The organism is Tessaracoccus flavus (assembly GCF_001997295.1).
In the GTDB taxonomy this organism is placed as follows: domain Bacteria; phylum Actinomycetota; class Actinomycetes; order Propionibacteriales; family Propionibacteriaceae; genus Arachnia; species Arachnia flava.
Map to the genome: position 1 here is coordinate 1,409,198 of NZ_CP019605.1, position 15,615 is coordinate 1,424,812.

At 69.9% G+C, this 15,615-nt stretch carries 12 protein-coding genes; 4 read left to right on the forward strand and 8 right to left on the reverse strand.

Annotated features, from left to right (window positions below; all coding sequences use genetic code 11):
• The first annotated feature begins 18 nt into the window (after positions 1 to 18).
• The gene (locus tag RPIT_RS14945; RefSeq protein WP_093664832.1) at positions 19 to 1,422 is read left to right on the forward strand and encodes a peptidoglycan-binding protein; all 1,404 of its coding nucleotides are present in this window, start codon (positions 19 to 21) and stop codon (positions 1,420 to 1,422) included.
• 1 nt (position 1,423) lies between these two features.
• Here the strand turns inward: RPIT_RS14945 and gatB are convergent, their stop codons facing one another.
• From gatB to RPIT_RS06485, 8 genes are read right to left on the reverse strand one after another with little or no spacing between them, the layout of a single operon-like run.
• A complete protein-coding gene (gene gatB / locus RPIT_RS06450) occupies positions 1,424 to 2,911 on the reverse strand; it encodes an Asp-tRNA(Asn)/Glu-tRNA(Gln) amidotransferase subunit GatB (protein ID WP_077341661.1) in 1,488 nt (495 codons plus the stop codon).
• Entirely contained in the window at positions 2,908 to 4,401 is a 1,494-nt protein-coding gene (gene gatA, locus RPIT_RS06455) for an Asp-tRNA(Asn)/Glu-tRNA(Gln) amidotransferase subunit GatA (RefSeq protein WP_077341662.1), read from the reverse strand. Before gatA ends, gatB begins: the two co-directional genes overlap by 4 nt.
• Entirely contained in the window at positions 4,401 to 4,694 is a 294-nt protein-coding gene (gene gatC, locus RPIT_RS06460) for an Asp-tRNA(Asn)/Glu-tRNA(Gln) amidotransferase subunit GatC (RefSeq protein ID WP_077341664.1), read from the reverse strand. The genes gatA and gatC overlap by 1 nt, the downstream gene beginning before the upstream one ends.
• Before the next feature lie 48 nt (positions 4,695 to 4,742).
• On the reverse strand, positions 4,743 to 4,946 hold the full coding sequence (locus RPIT_RS06465) for a hypothetical protein (protein WP_077341665.1): 204 nt from the start codon (positions 4,944 to 4,946) through the stop codon (positions 4,743 to 4,745).
• 9 nt (positions 4,947 to 4,955) lie between these two features.
• Entirely contained in the window at positions 4,956 to 5,912 is a 957-nt protein-coding gene (locus RPIT_RS06470) for a uroporphyrinogen decarboxylase/cobalamine-independent methonine synthase family protein (RefSeq protein ID WP_077341667.1), read from the reverse strand.
• Positions 5,909 to 6,985, reverse strand: coding sequence for a tRNA 2-thiouridine(34) synthase MnmA (mnmA, locus tag RPIT_RS06475; RefSeq protein WP_077341669.1), 1,077 nt, complete (start codon positions 6,983 to 6,985; stop codon positions 5,909 to 5,911). The genes RPIT_RS06470 and mnmA overlap by 4 nt, the downstream gene beginning before the upstream one ends.
• Positions 6,982 to 9,036: a prolyl oligopeptidase family serine peptidase gene (locus RPIT_RS06480; RefSeq protein WP_077341671.1), complete on the reverse strand. Its 2,055-nt coding sequence runs from the start codon at positions 9,034 to 9,036 to the stop codon at positions 6,982 to 6,984. The genes mnmA and RPIT_RS06480 overlap by 4 nt, the downstream gene beginning before the upstream one ends.
• 10 nt (positions 9,037 to 9,046) lie before the next feature.
• Entirely contained in the window at positions 9,047 to 10,159 is a 1,113-nt protein-coding gene (locus RPIT_RS06485) for a cysteine desulfurase family protein (RefSeq protein WP_077341673.1), read from the reverse strand.
• A 118-nt stretch (positions 10,160 to 10,277) separates the two neighbouring features.
• Between RPIT_RS06485 and glgX the strand changes: the two genes are divergently transcribed.
• Genes glgX through RPIT_RS06500 form a run of 3 tightly spaced genes read left to right on the forward strand, consistent with a single transcriptional unit; the run spans position 10,278 to position 15,609 of the window.
• Complete coding sequence (gene glgX, locus RPIT_RS06490; protein WP_077341675.1) at positions 10,278 to 12,428, forward strand: glycogen debranching protein GlgX; 2,151 nt, start codon at positions 10,278 to 10,280, stop codon at positions 12,426 to 12,428.
• 26 nt (positions 12,429 to 12,454) lie between these two features.
• Entirely contained in the window at positions 12,455 to 14,461 is a 2,007-nt protein-coding gene (locus tag RPIT_RS06495) for an alpha-1,4-glucan--maltose-1-phosphate maltosyltransferase (RefSeq protein ID WP_077341677.1), read from the forward strand.
• On the forward strand, positions 14,458 to 15,609 hold the full coding sequence (locus RPIT_RS06500; RefSeq protein WP_077341679.1) for a phosphotransferase: 1,152 nt from the start codon (positions 14,458 to 14,460) through the stop codon (positions 15,607 to 15,609). Before RPIT_RS06495 ends, RPIT_RS06500 begins: the two co-directional genes overlap by 4 nt.
• Positions 15,610 to 15,615 lie beyond the last annotated feature (6 nt).

The window sequence follows — 15,615 nt, forward strand, 5'->3', positions numbered from 1 at the left end:
CCCCGAAAGGACCTCATCATGACCGGTTACTCCCTCCACCTCGGCCTCAACGTGGTGGATCCGTCCCAGTACATCCCCGCTCCCGCGCCGCTGGCCGGCTGCATCAACGACGCCAGGTCGATGACCGACCTGGCCGCCTCCCAGGGCTTCAACACCCGAACGCTGCTCGACGCGGAGGCGACCTCGTGGGCACTTCTCGGAGCCCTGGGCGACCTCGCCCGCAAGGCCACCGCGGGCGACATCGCGCTCATCACGTTCGCCGGGCACGGAGGCCGGGTCACCGACCAGAACGGCGACGAGGACGACAGCACCGACGAAACCTGGTGCCTGTACGACCGCCAGGTGCTCGACGATGAGCTCTACCGCATGTGGGCCCAGTTCTCCCCGGGGGTGAGGATCCTCGTCGTCTCCGACTCGTGCCACTCGGGCACGGTGGCCAGGGCGGTGCTGGCGATCGCCGCACGCGAAGCGCTGGTGCGCAATCCGCTGGGGCAGGAGCTCTGGCCGGTCGACGTCACCGTCGCACCGCTGCGGCCCCGCGCCCTCCCGCCGAGCATGGCGGCAGCCGACTCCGAGCGGCGGCGCGACCTCTACCGCTCGGTTCAGGAACTGGCCGGCAACACCCGCAGCACCGACATCGCGGCGCAGCTGATCCTCCTGGCCGGGTGCCAGGATTCGCAGGTGGCGAGCGACGGCGACACCAACGGGCTCTTCACGGAGGCTCTGCTGCGGACCTGGTCGAACGGCTCCTTCAGCGGCGACTACCGGGCCTTCCACTCCAGGATCCAGATGCAGATGCCCCCCGACCAGGTGCCGAACTACTACACGCTCGGCAACGCATCAGCGCAGTACCAGGCCCAGAAGCCCTTCACCGTTGATCCGCCGGCCGATCCAGGCCCGAACCCGGGCGGCGGAGGTGGGCAGCCCATTCCGGCGACGGGGACGCGGCGCACCCTGCGCCAGGGCGACAGCGGCGAGGATGTGCGCTATCTGCAGCAGAAGCTGTCCGAGCACGGGGCGTGGCTGACGATCGACGGCAAGTTCGGACCGGCCACGTCGTCGGCCGTCCGGTCCTTCCAGGCGAGCAACGGATTGAGCGTCGACGGGGTCGTCGGCCCCCAGACCTGGGCGGCCCTCGAGGGCACGGGCGGCGGATCGACCGGCGGGTCCACCGGCGGCGGCACCTCCGGGGGCTGGACCGATCCGACTCCCCAGGCCTCCACGCGGCCCACGCTCAGGCGAGGGTCGAAGGGGTCGGATGTGGTCTACCTCCAGCAGCGCTTGAGTGCGCAGGGCTACTGGCTGACCGCCGACGGAAGCTTCGGTCCGGCCACCGAGTCGGCGGTCAGGAGCTTCCAGCGGAGCAACGGGCTGTCCGCCGACGGGGTCGTCGGCCCAATGACCTGGGCGGCCCTGGGCTGACTCAGGTCAGCTTGGCGAGGATCAGTTCGCGGACCTTCCCGGCGTCGGCCTGCCCCCGCATCGCCTTCATCACCTGACCGATGAGGGCGCCTGCAGCGGCGACCTTTCCGGCGCGGATCTTGTCGGCCACGTCCGGGTTCGCGGCGATGACCTCGTCGACAGCCGAGGAGAGCGCCCCCTCGTCGGAGACCACCGCGAGTCCCCTGCTCTTGACCACGTCGGCGGGCTCACCCTCGCCCGCGAGGACGCCTTCGATCACCTGACGGGCGAGCTTGTCGTTGACCTGCCCGTCATCGACGAGACCCTGGACCGCGGCAACCTGGGCAGGGGTGATGGCGAGTTCGTCCAGCTCCAACCCGTCCTGGTTCGCGCGACGCGCCAGCTCGGTCACCCACCACTTGCGCGCGGCGGCCGGCGTCGTGCCGGCGGCGACGGTCTCCTCGACCAGCGCGAGCGCACCGGAGGCGACGATCGAGTGGAAGTCGATGTCGGAGAAGCCCCATTCGCCCTGCAGGCGGCGCCGATGCTCGGCCGGCGGCTCCGGCAGGGTTTCCCGCAGCGCCTCGACCCACTCGGCGGACGGAGCGATCGGCATCAGGTCAGGCTCGGCGAAGTAGCGGTAGTCCTCGGCCTGTTCCTTGGAACGTCCCGAGCCGGTCGTGCCGGTGCTTTCGTCGAAGTGCCTGGTCTCCTGGATGACGCGGCCGCCGCCGTCGAGGATGGCTGCCTGCCTGGTCATCTCGTAGCGGATGGCCCGCTCGACCGAGCGCAGCGAGTTGACGTTCTTGGTCTCGGTGCGGGTGCCCAACACGTCTGACCCGGCCGGCATCAGCGAGATGTTCGCGTCGCAGCGCAGCGACCCCTGCTCCATCCGGGCGTCGGAGACCCCGAGCGACTTCACGAGTTCCCGCAGGTGGGCGACGTACGCCTTCGCGACGGCGGGAGCCTTCGCCCCGGCGCCCAGGATCGGGCGGGTGACGATCTCGATGAGCGGTACGCCGGCGCGGTTGTAGTCGATGAGGGAGTAGTCCGCCCCGTGGATGCGGCCGGAGGTCCCGACATGGGTGGCCTTGCCCGCGTCCTCCTCCATGTGGGCCCGCTCGATCTCGACGCGGAACGTCTCGCCGTCCACCTCGAGTTCGACGAAGCCGTCGTAGGCGATCGGCTCGTCGTACTGGGAGGTCTGGAAGTTCTTCGTCATGTCGGGGTAGAAGTAGTTCTTCCGCGCCATGCGGCACCACTGCGCGATCTCGCAGTTGAGGGCCAGGCCGATCCGGATGGCCGACTCGACGGCCTTGCCGTTGATGACCGGAAGGGAACCGGGGAGCCCCAGGCAGACGGGACACACGTGCGTGTTCGGGTCGCCACCGAAGACGTTCGGGCAGCCGCAGAACATCTTCGTGGCCGTGTTCAACTCCACGTGGACCTCCAGCCCGAGGGCGGGGTCGTACCTGGTCAGCAGCTCGTCGTAGTCCACGAGTTCGGTCATGCCTTGGCCTCCAGTTCCCGCAGCAGGGGCCCACCCCAGCGTGCTTCGAGCGCTCGTTCGAGGACGCCGCCGATGATGTAGAGCCGCTCATCGGCCAGCGGCGGGGCCATCACCTGGAACCCCACCGGCAGGCCGTCGTCGCTCAGCCCCGCGGGAAACGACGCCGAGGCGTTGCCCGCCATGTTCGAGGGGATCGTGCACAGGTCGGCGAGGTACATGCTGAGCGGGTCGGCGACGCGTTCACCGATCTTGAAGGCCACGGTGGGCGTGGTCGGGGACACGAGCACGTCGACGGTCTCGAAGGCGGCGGCGAAGTCGCGCTGGATGAGGGTTCTCACGCGCTGGGCCGAGCCGTAGTAGGCGTCGTAGTACCCGGCCGACAACGCGTACGTCCCAATGATGATGCGGCGCTTGGCCTCGCGGCCGAAGCCGGCCTCGCGGGTGAGGTTCATGACTTCCTCGGCGGACCGTGTGCCGTCGTCGCCGACGCGCAGCCCGTAGCGCATACCGTCGAACCGCGCGAGGTTGGAGCTCAGCTCGGCGGGCTGGATGAGGTAGTAGGTGGGCAGGGCGTAGGTGAAGTGGGGGCAGCTCACCTCGACCACTTCCGCCCCAGCGGCGCGCAGCACGTCGACCGCTTCCTCGAATCGCCGCAGCACTCCGGGCTCGTAGCCCTCGCCCGCGAACTCCTTGACCACACCGACGCGCACCCCGTCCAGGCTCCTGGCCCGAGCCGCGGTCGCCAACTCGCCGACGGGGGCGTCGATCGATGCGGAGTCCATGGGGTCGTAGCCACCGATGATCTGATGCAGCAGGGCGGCGTCGTAGGCGGTGCGGGCCACTGGCCCCGGCTGGTCGAGGCTCGAGGCCATGGCGACGAGCCCGTAGCGCGAGACGCCCCCGTAGGTGGGCTTCACCCCGACCGTGCCGGTGACCGACCCAGGCTGTCGGATCGAGCCGCCCGTGTCGGACCCGACGGCGAGCGGCGTCATGAACGACGCGACGGCGGCGGCGGACCCTCCCCCGGATCCGCCCGGGATGCGGTCGGTGTCCCACGGGTTACGCGTGGGACCGAACGCGGAGGTCTCGGTGGACGAGCCCATCGCGAACTCGTCCATGTTGGTCTTGCCGACGATGATCAGCCCGGCCTGCCTCAGTCGGGTGACGACGGTGGCGTCGTACGGAGGAACCCACCCCTCGAGCATCCTGGATCCGCACGTGGTCGCGAAGTCCGTGGTGCAGAAGTTGTCCTTGACGGCGATCGGGATCCCGGCGAGCGGGCCGAGGTGTTCGGCCGCCGCGCGGCGCGCGTCGACGGCGCGGGCCGCCTCGAGCGCCCCCTCGGGGTCGACGCTGAGAAAGACGTTGAGGGTGGGGTTCTGCGCATCGATCCGCTCGAGGCAGGCGCGCGTCAGGTCCTCCGAGGTCAATTCGCCCCGGCTCATCATGTCCGCCAGGTCGGCGGCGCTCAGGCGCAACAGCGGATTCATCAGCTCTCCCCCAGGATCTGCGGCACGCGGAACCGGCCGTCCTCGGAATCCGGCGCCCCGGACAGGGCCTGCCCGTTGGTCAGCGGCGGCCGCACGACATCGTCGCGGAACACGTTGGTCATCGGTACGGCGTGGGTGCTGAGCGGCACGTCGGGGGTGGCGACCTCGCCCACGCTCCGCACCGAATCAAGGATGACGGTGAGTTCCGGCGCCAACTCGGCGCACTCCTGCTCGGAGAGTTGGATGCGGGCAAGGGCGCCTAGGCGAGCCACGTCGTCGGCGGTGATAGCCACTTGGTTTGCTCCTCGGTTGGTTCGTGCCGCGGCGGCGGCGCGGCCATCCTACTGGCCGGTCAGGATGAGGTAGAACACCCGACCCAGGAAGAACAGCCCCACGGCGATGGCCACGACGAGGATCGGGATGATGACGCGCTGAAACTTCTTCCACCGCGTGCTCGGGATCCCCTGAGCGCCCCACTCGCCGCGACCGGGCTGCGCGCGCAGCGGAGACGGCCCGTCGAGGTTGAGGTTGGAGAAGATGCGCACGGTGCCACCCTACCCGCGCAGCAGCGCTTCGGCGGAGAGCTCCGCAGCACGCCGGAGCGCGCGGAGCTGGGGTGCGATGTCGCGCGGGTCCCAGCCCGCTAGCCCACACGCCGTCCCCAGCAGGAGTCGCTCCCCAGGGTCCGCGATCTGGAGCCGTCGGACCACGCGCAAGGTCTCATCGACGAGCTGGTCGACGCTCTGCGGCACCGCCGAGGCGGTCTCCACCACGCCCAGCACGAGAGTGCCGCCGCCGTCGAGCCACTCCCCCAGGTCGTCGAGGTGGGAGAGGCGCGAATCCACCCCGATCGAGTCGAAGCCGGCCCGCCGGGCCAGTTCCGCCCACCGTCCGGGGGCGCAGCAGTGCAGGAGCGCGCCGGTCGCCATGGGTCGCAGCGCCCCCACGAGCTCCGGCGGGTCGACGCGGCGGTGGCGCGAGAACCCGCTGGCGGTCGGAATCTCACCGTCGCGCACCGCCAGCAGCGCGGGTTCGTCGATCTGGATCAGGACGGTCGCCTCCGGCAGCCGACGGCCCAGGTCGGCCCGCAGCAGCGTGGTCCCCTCAGCCAGGGCCTCGGCCAGCTCCCGCCGGGCCCCATGGTCGGCCAGCAACCTGTCGCCGGTGGGCCGCTCCACGCTCGCGGCCAGCGTCCACGGGCCGCCGACGGCGACCTTCAGCGTCCCGCCGAACCCCTGGAGCAGTTCCTCGGCATCATCGAGATCGCGCCGCCACTGGGCGCGCGCCCTGCGGTGCTCCGACCCGGCGTGGTGCGCCAGCCGCCAGCCCGCCGGCTGAACGTCGAAGCCCAGCCCATCGATGAGTCCCAGGGCCCGTCCGACGAGGTCGGAGCCGGGGCCCCGCGCCGGTAGCTCAGGCAGCGGCAGCACCTCGGGCAGCAGGTCGGTCATCGCACCCAGGGCCCCTCGGAAGTCGCTGCCGGGCAGCGACCCGGCCGCCGTGATCCTCACCGCGAGGTCTCCGCGATGACGGCTGATCCCACGACGCGGTCATCGTCGTAGGCCACCACCGTCTGGCCGGGCGCGACCCCGGAGGCGGGTTCGTCGAAGGTGACCCGGAGGCCGTCCCCGACCGCCTCGAAGCTCGCCGGCTGGGGGATGCCGTGTGCGCGGAACTGAGCCTCCCCGCGCCAGCGTCCCGCCACGGGCTCCCCGGTCCAGGTGGCCCGGATACAGCCGAGCTCGCCGACGGCGAGGTCCTCCCTGCCGCCGACGACGACCGTGTTGCTGACGGGCTCGATGCTCAGCACGTAGCGGGGTTCGCCGGTGGGAGCGGGCACCCGCAGGTCGAGGCCGCGGCGTTGTCCCACGGTGTAGCGGTGGGTGCCGAGGTGCTCACCCAGCACCTGACCGGCGGCGTCGACGATGGAGCCGGGCCGCTCGTCGATGTAGCGCCCGAGGAAGCCCTGGGTGTCGCCGTCGGCGATGAAGCAGATGTCGTGGCTGTCGGGTTTACGCGCGACCCCGAACCCCAGCACGTTGGCCTCCTCGCGCACCACGGGCTTCTCGACGTCGTGCAGCGGGAAGAGGCAGCGACGGAGTTGGTCCTGGTTGAGCATGCCGAGCACGTACGACTGGTCCTTGGCGGCATCCGCGGCGCGATGCAGGGTGACAGAGCTGTCGTCATGGTGCCGCAGATCGGCGTAGTGCCCCGTGGCGACCGCGTCGAACCCCAGACGGACGCCGCGGTCGAGGACCGCAGCGAACTTGATCTTCTCGTTGCACCTCAGGCAGGGGTTGGGGGTGCGTCCCGCGCGGTACTCCGCGACGAAGTCCTCGACCACGGCCTCGTGGAACTCCTCCGCGAAGTCCCAGACGTAGAAGGGGATGTCGAGCTTGTCGGCCACCCGCCGGGCGTCGTGCGAGTCCTCCAGCGAACAGCAGCCACGCGCGCCGCTGCGGTAGGAGGCCGGGTTCCTGGACAGGGCGAGGTGCACCCCTGTGACGTCGTGCCCCTCGGCGACGAGGCGGGCCGCGGCGACGGCCGAGTCCACGCCGCCGGACATGGCCACCAATACCCTCATCGCTCGCCCACCCGCTGCCACAGGAACTCGAAGGCGAGCGCCTGCATCATCGCCGCCTGGGCGTTGGTGGCCGCACCGCCGTGGCCGCCCTCGATGTTCTCGAAGTACGTCACGTCCGCTCCGAGCCCCTCCATGAGGGCCGCCATCTTCCGGGCGTGCCCCGGGTGCACCCGGTCGTCCCGGGTCGACGTCGTGAACAGCACGGGCGGATAGTCGACGCCGTCGGCGACGCGGTGGTACGGCGAGAACGTGCGGATGAACGCCCACTCGTCGGGGAGATCCGGGTCTCCGTACTCGGCCATCCACGACGCGCCCGCCAGCAGGCGCGAGTAGCGGCGCATGTCGAGCAGCGGCACCTGGCACACGATGGCGCCGAAAAGCTCGGGATAGCCGGTCAGCATGTTGCCCATGAGCAGTCCGCCGTTCGAGCCCCCCTGGGTGCCGAGCTGGGCGGGCGTGGTGACGCCGCGGGCGACGAGGTCCCTGGCCACTGCGGCGAAGTCCTCGTAGGCCCGGTGCCGCTTCTCGCGGAGGGCGGACTGGTGCCACCGGGGTCCGTATTCTCCCCCGCCCCGGATGTTCGCCAGCACGTAGACACCCCCGCGGGCGAGCCAGGCGCGGGCCATGGCCGGCGTGTAGGCCGGGAGTCGGGCGACCTCGAAGCCGCCGTAGCCGCTGAGCAGCGTCGGAGCCGGCCCCGTCAGTCCTGGCGGGGTGACCTGGAAGTAGGGCACGCGCGTGCCGTCGTCGGACAGGGCGAAGTGCTGGCTGACCTCCATCCCGTCAGCGTCGAAGAAGGCGGGGAGCTGGGCGATCGTCTCGGCGGTGCCGTCGCCCTCCACCAGCAGCATCGTCGTGGGGGTGAGGAACCCGGAGGAGTTGACCCACAGCGCGTCGGAGTCGTACGGGTCGACGGCGCGCACCGACAGGGTGTCGAAGCGGCCCACCCCGGTGACCGTGACCTCGTCGAGCGCCCAGCCCGAATCGGCGGGGCGAGCGGACACCAGGCGGTTGCGCACGTCGTCGAGGAGGGTGAGCACGAGGCGGGTCCGGGTCGCGGTCACGTCCGAAAGGGACGCCGATTCGCTCGGCGTGAAGAGGACCGCAAACTCCCGGCCACCCGCGAGGAACTCCTCGTAGCGGACTGCGAGCAGAGCGCCTGCGGGGTGGGTCTCGGCCCCGGGTGTCCAGTCGTCGCGCAGTTCGATGAGCAGCCAGTCCCGCCACACCATCGCCTCTGCGCTGTCGGGGACCGGGATGAACGTCAGGTGATCGCCGCGCAGTTCATAGAGCGCGTCGGTGTAGAAGGTGATGGCCTTGGTGATGAACGTGCGCTCGAATCCCGGTGTGCGGTCGACGAACGCGCCGATGTACATGTCGGTCGGCTCGCCCTCGTAGACGGTTCGTGCGTCGACGAGGGGCTCGCCGCGTCGCCACCTCTTGACGACGCGGGGGTAGCCAGACTGCGTCATCGAGCCGTCGCCGAAGTCGGTGAAGATGAACACCTCGTCGCCGCTGCCGTCCGCCCACGTCATCGAGCCTTTGGATTCAGCCCGGGTGAAGCCGTCCTCGACGAAGCTGCGGGTGTCCAGATCGAACTCGCGGTCGACGGTGGCGTCGGCTCCGCCACGCGACAGCGACACCAGCGCCCGGCGGTAGGACGGGTAGAGGACGTGCGCGCCGTGCCACACCCAGTTGATGCCGTCCGCCTCCGCAAGAGCGTCCAGGTCGATGAGCACGTCCCACTCGGGACGACCGGAGCGGTAGGACTCCCACGTGGTGCGTCGCCACAGCCCGCGCTCGTGGGCGGCGTCGCGCCAGAAGTTGTAGAGGAATTCGCCGCGCTGGGTCACTTCGGGGATGCGGTCGTCGGAGTCGAGGATCGCGAGGGTGTCGGCCTCGATCTCCCGGTAGCGCTCGGTGTGGAGTACCGCGGTGGAGTTCTCGTTACGGCTACGAACCCAGCTCAGCGCGTCGTCGCCTTCGACCTCCTCCAGCCAGAGGAGGGGGTCGTGATCGTCCGACGGCAGGGTGAACTGGGGTGAGGTCATGTGTCCATTGTTACCCGGTTGCGATCTGCAACCCAGCGGCCAGCGCCCCGCCCAGCGCCTCGACGTCGTCGTCCGTGGTGGTCCAGCCCAGTGAGAAGCGCAGCGATTGGGTGGCCTCGTCGAGGGTTCTTCCCATCGCGAGCAGGACCTCGCTCGGCTGGTGGACCCCGGCCCGGCAGGCGCTCCCGACCGACGCCCGGATCCCGGCCTGGTCGAGGAGGAAGAGGAGGTCGTCGGCGCGGACACCGTCGAACGTGACGTTGACGATGTGCGGGGCGCCGCCCGGCAGGCTGTTCAAACGTCCACCCAGCCGCAGACAGAGGTCGGCCACGCGGTCGCGGAGCCCGGCCAGGCGCACAGCCTCGGCGGCCTGCCCGGCCACAGCGACGCTCGCGGCGCGGGCGAACGACGCCGCGAGCGCGACGGGCACGGTCCCCGATCGGAGCCCGCGTTCCTGGCCGCCCCCCAACCCGATCGGAGCTGGTTGGACCTCTCGACGGCACAGCAGCGCGCCGACCCCGACGGGGCCCCCGACCTTGTGGGCCGACAGGCTCATCAGGTGCGCGCCGCTCGTCGCGAAATCGAGCGGGATGTGGCCCAACGCCTGCACGGCGTCGGTGTGGAACCACGCGCCGGCCCCGGCGGCGAGCGCGGCCACGGCCGCCGCGGGCTGGACGGTGCCGGTCTCGTTGCCGACCGCCATCACCGACACGATCCCCGTCCCGGCGTCGATGAGCCTGTCCGCGGCATCCAGATCCACCACGCCCTCAGCGGTCACGGGCAGGATCCCGGCCCCGCGCTTGACGGCACCCACCACCGCCGGGTGCTCGACGGCGGACACGAGACAGCCCGGCCGTTCCGCGCGTCTGGCCGCCCACCCGCCCAGGACGGCGATGGAGTCGGCCTCGGAGCCACCGGAGGTGAAGATCACCTCCGTGGGGTGCGCCCCGACCGCCTCCGCGAGTTCCTCCCGCGCCTCCTCCAACGCCCTGCGTGCGAGTTGCCCCGAACGGTGCAGCGCGGACGGGTTACCGACCAACGATGCCAGGCGGACAAGCTCGTCCAGTGCCTCGGGTCGCAGCGGGGTCGTCGCGGCGTGGTCGAAGTAGCCGCGCGCGTTCATGGGCCCATCGTGCCAGAGCTGGTCACCGCTATACCGAGATTGGTTTCGTAGTGGCACAATGGGGCGCCGCGACTAGCCCCACCCGAAAGCCGCGACTAGCCCCACCCGAAAGAAGGCCATGACCACACGCGACGAGCCGGACACCAGCGCCCTGGGTGCCAGGCTGACCCCCGAAGGGGCCGCGTTCGGTCTGTGGGCTCCCCGGGCCACTGCCGTCGACCTCGTCCTCATCGACGCCCTCAACGAACAGACGCGGCTGCCGATGACCGGCGGGCAGGCCGGTATCTGGACCGTGGAAGTCCCGGGCATCTCCGCGGGCCAGCTCTACGGGTTCCGCGTCGACGGCCCCTGGGATCCGTCGTCGGGCAGCCGCTTCAACCCGGCCAGGCTGCTGCTCGATCCGTACGCGCGGGCGATCGCGGGTGGCGTCGACTTCCGTGGACCCATCCTCGACCATGTGGCGGGCGATCCCTACACCAGGAACGAGGCTGACTCCTTCGGGGCCGTTCCACTGTCGGTGGTGGTGAGCGAGACTCCGCCGCCCACTCCGGTCAAGCGCCGCCGGCCGATGTCGGAGACCATCCTGTACGAGACCCATCTCGCCGGCTTCACGAAGCGACACCCCGGCGTTCCGGACCACCTGCGCGGCTCGTACCTTGGCATGGCCGACCCCGCCGTCATCGACTATCTGCTCGAGCTGGGCGTCACCGCGGTGGAGTTCCTCCCGCTGCACCACTTCGTCTCCGAGCCGTTCATCGCCGAGAAGGGGCTGCGCAACTACTGGGGCTACAACACGCTGGGGTTCTTCGCACCCCACGCGTTCTACGCCAGCCTCGGCACCGTCGGCAATCAGGTGAGCGATTTCAAGTACATGGTGTCCAAGCTCCACGAGGCGGGCCTCGAGGTGATCCTGGACGTGGTCTACAACCACACCGGCGAGGGCGGCCACGAGGGCCCCACGCTCAGCATGCGCGGGATCGACCACGACGCCTACTACCGCCTGACCAACGACCGCCGCAATGACTACGACGTCACCGGCTGCGGCAACTCAGTCAACACGGCCCACCCCATGGTCCTGAAGCTGGTCCTCGACTCCATGCGTTACTGGGTGCGCGAAATGGGTGTCGACGGCTTCCGGTTCGACCTGGCCACCACCCTCGTCCGCGACGAACACCACCGCGTGGACCAGAGCCATCCGTTCAAGCGGCTCGTGGCCGAGGACCCGACGTTCGACGGCATCAAGATGATCGTCGAACCCTGGGACATCGGCCCCTACGGCTACCAGGTGGGTGCGTTCGGGCACGGCTGGCACGAGTGGAACGACCGTTTCCGCGACCACGTCCGCGACTACTGGCGCGGCAGCGTGCACGGGGTCCAGGAGCTGGCCACGCGGCTGGCGGGCTCCCCGGACATCTTCGATCAGCCGGGGCGCTCCCCGCAGTCGAGCATCAACTTCGTCACCGCCCACGACGGCTTCACCCTGCGCGATCTGGTGAGCTACGACGTCAAGCACAACCTCGACAACGGCGAGGCCAACCGGGACGGCAACGACAACAACCGGTCCTGGAACCACGGCTGGGAGGGCGAGACGGACGACCCGTCGATCAACGCGCTGCGCCGCCGCCAGGTGCTCAACTTCCACGCCACGCAGATCCTCGCCGCGGGCATCCCCATGTTGACCGCGGGCGACGAGTTCGGCCGCACCCAGAAGGGCAACAACAACGCCTACTGCCAGGACGCCCCCATCTCCTGGGTGGACTGGGACATCCCACCGGAGTGGGAGGACGTCCGGAAGCGGGTGGCCGACCTGATCGCGCTCAGGCAGGGGCACGGTGTGCTCCGCCCGACCGACTTCGGCTACCACACCGAGGTGCTGAGCGAGCACGGCGAGAACCTCCAGCGGGTGGACTTCGCCTGGCTCGACGGCCACTACGGCGTGATGACCGACCAGGCCTGGCACGACGGGGCGAGGCGGCTGCTGGGCATGTACGTGTCCGACGCCGCCGAGGCGTTCGTGACCTGGTTCAACTCGGCGGCGAACCCCGTCCCGTTGGTGCTTCCCGGCCTTCCCTGGGGCTACGCCTTCGAGGTGGTCTGGCACAGCGCCGACGACACCGAACTGCCCGAGGGCGTCCTTCCGAGCGGGTCCGAACTGACGATGCCCGCACGGAGCGTGGTCATGATGAGAGCCAAGGTGCCGACCAGCGCCGCCGAGCTGCTCGCGCTGCACGCGGAGGAGGAACCCTCCTCCATCAACCTCCTGTCCTAGGGGGTTGACCCACTAGGCTGGCACCCGTGAGTTCGCAATACCCAGCCAGAGCCAGTCAGCGGATCGTTCGTACCGAAGGCGGCTTCGGCCGCATCCCGGTCACGGGCGTCACGCCCGTCCTCGAGGGCGGGGCGTACCCCGTCAAGGCGGTCGTGCACGAGCGGATCCTCATCCAGGCCAACGTGTTTCGTGAAGGCCACGATGCGGTGAACGCGTCGGTCATCCTCACCTCCCCCGAGGGCACCCAGCGCCGGGTGGACATGAAGCAGGTGGAGCCACTCGGTCTCGACATCTGGCAGGCGCACGTGCGCATCGCCTCGGAGGGCGACTGGACCTACCGGGTCGAGGGCTGGAGCGACCCGTGGGGCACCTGGCGACACCATGCGGAGGCCAAGCTCCCCGTCGGCGTCGACGTCGAACTGGTCTGCATGGAGGGCCGCGATCTGCTGCAGCGCTCCGCCCAGGCCGCCGATGCGCTGCGCACCCCGGGAGCCGCGAATCTGCTTCGTGGTGCCGCCGAATCGCTGACTCCCGAGACCGAGGTCGACGAACTGCTCGAGCTCGTCACCTCCGCTCCGATCAACCGCGCCATGGCACGCTTCGGGCCACGGGAGCTCATCTCGCCGACGGCGGAAGTCCCACTGCGCGTCGAGCGCAAGAGGGCCCTCTACTCGTCCTGGTACGAGTTCTTCCCGCGCTCCCAGGGCGCCTGGATCGACGACGAGGGCCGCTGGCACTCCGGCACCTTCGACTCGTCTCACGATCGGCTGGAGGCCGCGGCCCGGATGGGCTTCCACGTGGTCTACCTGCCGCCCATCCACCCGATCGGCAGCGCGTTCAGGAAGGGGCGCAACAACACGCTGACCCCCGGCGATCAGGATCCCGGCTCTCCGTGGGCCATCGGCTCGCCCGACGGCGGCCACGACGCGATCCATCCCGAGCTGGGCGACTTCGAGAGCTTCGACCGGTTCATCGATAAGGCCCGTTCGCTCGGCCTTGAGATCGCGCTCGATCTCGCGCTGCAGGCGTCGCCCGACCACCCCTGGGTGACCGAGCACCCGGAGTGGTTCTCGACGCGGATGGACGGCACTATCGCCTACGCGGAGAACCCGCCGAAGAAGTACCAGGACATCTACCCGATCAACTTCGACAACGACCCCGTCGGGATCTACCACGAGGTGTTGCGGATCGTCAGGTTCTGGATCGAACGCGGGGTGACCGTGTTCCGCGTGGACAACCCCCACACCAAGCCCGTCGAGTTCTGGGACTGGCTGATCGAACGGGTCTACGAGTCCAACCCCGAGGTCATCTTCCTCGCCGAGGCGTTCACGCGGCCGCAGATGATGGGGGCGCTCGGCAAGGTCGGTTTCCAGCAGAGCTACACCTACTTCACGTGGCGCAACACCAAGCAGGAACTCACCGAGTACCTCACGGAGCTCTCCACCGAGATGGCGGCCTACTACCGCCCGAACTTCTTCGTCAACACCCCCGACATCAACCCGTTCTTCCTGCAGTCGGGCAACCATGCCGCGTTCGCCATCCGGGCGATCCTGGCGGCCACGATGTCGCCGTCGTGGGGGGTGTACTCGGGCTTCGAACTGTTCGAGCACCTGCCCCTGGCGCCGGGCAAGGAGGAGTACCTCGACTCGGAGAAGTTCGAATTCCGGCCGAGGAACTACGACGCGCAGCCCAACCTCAACCTGCTGCTCGGGCGGCTCAACGAGATCCGCGAGGAGCACACGGCGTTGCAGCAGCTGCGCGACGTCACCTTCCACCACGCAGCCAACGACGCGATCATCGCCTTCTCCAAGGCTGACGGGGCCGACGTCATCCTGACGGTGTGTTCGCTCGATCCGGACAACACGCAGGACTGCGAGCTCACGCTGGACCTCGCCGCGCTCGGTGCCGCCGGCCGCCACGAGGTCAGGGTCACCGATCAGTTGACGGGCGAGAGCTACCTCTGGTCGGAACGCGCCTATGTGCGCCTCTATCCAGGACAGCCCGCCCACATCCTCCACGTCACCGCCCCATGACCGAGCTGAAGGATCGCCTGTGGGACCTGGCCCACTCCTCGCGCTGGTTCTCGGGGAGGGCCGGGCGCCCCGCCGGGGTCGAACTCGGCCCCGAGCTCCAGGCCAACTCCGGCGAGCGCTACCAGGCAGCTTTCCTCGACGTGTCCTTCGACGACGGCCACGTCGAGAGGTTCTCGGTGCCGTTGCGCATTGACGGTGCCGAGCCGGTGGACGCCTGCGATTCGGCCGAGGGCCTGCTGGAGTTGCTGCGTGCCGGCGCCCCTGGATTCGAGCGGCTGCGCGACGTCCCGGCCGGACTGCCCGCGCGGCGCTACCGGGGCGAGCAGTCCAATACGTCGGTCTTCTTCGGGGACCAGCTCATCATGAAGGTGTTTCGACGTATCGAGCCGGGGATCAACGTCGACGTCGAACTCCACCGCGCCCTCGCCGGGACGGGACTGGCGGCCGAACTCTACGGGGTCTGGAGTCACGATGGCGCCGACCTCGCCATCTTCCTCGAAGCGCTGTCAGACCCCACCGACGGGTACGTGTTGGCAAGCGAGCACGCCCGCAGGGGCGAGAGCTTCGGCGCCCACGCGCGGGCGCTGGGTGAGGCACTGGCGGCCGTGCACGCGGCGCTGGCTGACCGGCTCCCCACCGGCACCCTCGACGGCGACGCGATGGCGACCGAGTTCGAACGACGTCTCGACGCCGTCTGCGCCGAGGTGGGCGAGGTACGCGATCACCGCGAAGCGGTCACCCGCTCGTTGCGGAGCGTCGCCGGCCGGCGGTTGCCCGCGCAGCGCATCCACGGCGACTGCCACCTCGGCCAGGTCCTGCTCAGCGGCGGTACCTGGCGCTACGTCGACTTCGAGGGCGAGCCGCTCAAGACGCTGGAGCAGCGCCGCGAGCCGGACTCCCCGCTGCGCGACGTGGCGGGGATGCTGCGCTCCTTCGACTACGCCGCGGCCGAAGGCGACGCCAGCCCGGAGTGGCTGAGCGAGTGCCGCTCGCAGTTCCTCAGCGGGTACGGCATCGATCAGGCCGGCGCCGACGCCGTCCTTGGGGCGTACGAGACGGACAAGGCCGCGTACGAGGCGGTCTACGAAGCGCGGTACCGCCCCCATCTCCTCCGTGTGCCACTCACACGGCTCGCCTCGCTCCGCTAGATTGGG

Excerpts from the sequence above, each read along its gene's own strand:
- RPIT_RS14945 (WP_093664832.1), top strand. The coding sequence starts at position 19 with ATGACCGGTTACTCCCTCCACCTCGGCCTCAACGTGGTGGATCCGTCC.
- gatB (WP_077341661.1), bottom strand. The coding sequence starts at position 2,911 with ATGACCGAACTCGTGGACTACGACGAGCTGCTGACCAGGTACGACCCC.
- gatA (WP_077341662.1), bottom strand. The coding sequence starts at position 4,401 with ATGAATCCGCTGTTGCGCCTGAGCGCCGCCGACCTGGCGGACATGATG.
- mnmA (WP_077341669.1), bottom strand. The coding sequence starts at position 6,985 with ATGAGGGTATTGGTGGCCATGTCCGGCGGCGTGGACTCGGCCGTCGCC.
- RPIT_RS06480 (WP_077341671.1), bottom strand. The coding sequence starts at position 9,036 with ATGACCTCACCCCAGTTCACCCTGCCGTCGGACGATCACGACCCCCTC.
- RPIT_RS06485 (WP_077341673.1), bottom strand. The coding sequence starts at position 10,159 with ATGAACGCGCGCGGCTACTTCGACCACGCCGCGACGACCCCGCTGCGA.
- glgX (WP_077341675.1), top strand. The coding sequence starts at position 10,278 with ATGACCACACGCGACGAGCCGGACACCAGCGCCCTGGGTGCCAGGCTG.
- RPIT_RS06500 (WP_077341679.1), top strand. The coding sequence starts at position 14,458 with ATGACCGAGCTGAAGGATCGCCTGTGGGACCTGGCCCACTCCTCGCGC.